Origin of the sequence: Sandarakinorhabdus oryzae (assembly GCF_009733735.1) — a bacterium.
In the GTDB taxonomy this organism is placed as follows: Bacteria; Pseudomonadota; Alphaproteobacteria; order Sphingomonadales; family Sphingomonadaceae; genus Sandarakinorhabdus; species Sandarakinorhabdus oryzae.
On record NZ_WNJP01000416.1, the window covers coordinates 1 to 551 of the forward strand.

The 551-nt window shown below is 73.1% G+C and carries 1 protein-coding gene and 1 pseudogene; one reads left to right on the forward strand and one right to left on the reverse strand.

Annotated features, from left to right (window positions below; translation table 11 throughout):
- Positions 1-254, forward strand: a 254-nt coding sequence (locus GJ693_RS17360) for a hypothetical protein (protein ID WP_197042331.1), incomplete at its 5' end; no start/stop codon positions are given.
- Positions 255-257: 3 nt separating this feature from the next.
- Here GJ693_RS17360 and GJ693_RS17365 read toward each other — a convergent pair.
- A pseudogene (locus GJ693_RS17365) lies at positions 258-551 on the reverse strand (hypothetical protein); the annotation flags it as partial.

Below are 551 nucleotides of genomic sequence, written 5' to 3' on the forward strand. Positions count from 1 at the left end.
CTGCCCGCGACGCCGTGCGTGACCTGGTGGCCCGCGGCGTTGCCGTGGTGCGCACCCCGCGCCAGGGCAGCGGCGACATCTGGCCAACGGATTCCAACACCGATCGCGGCGGCGACGCAGCCGCCGGCACCCTTGCCGGCCGCGAGCTGACGCCGGCCAAGGCCCGGATCCTGTTGATGCTGGCCCTGCAGCAGCCGCGCACGCGGGCCGAGTTGCAGGCGTTGTTTGACCAATCGGCTACCGGGCCGCGCTGACGCCTAGAAGCCGGCGGAGACAGTGAGCACCGGCCCGCTGCCCGGCGCAGCATTGCCGCCAACCTTTTGCCGCCAGTCCGCTTCCAGGCGCAAACCCTTGATCTGCATGGTGATGGCCGGCCCCACGTCGGCCCGCCACACGTCAGGCGTGCCGGTTTGCACGCTGGCCCAGCCAGCGGCGTGGAGCGTGGCCGGGCCGACCCGGACCAGCCGCGCTCGGGCCTGACCGCCGGCATAGAGCGTGCCGCTGTCGAGCACGCCGGCCTCGCCATAGCCCTCCAGCCGCTGCCAGCTTGC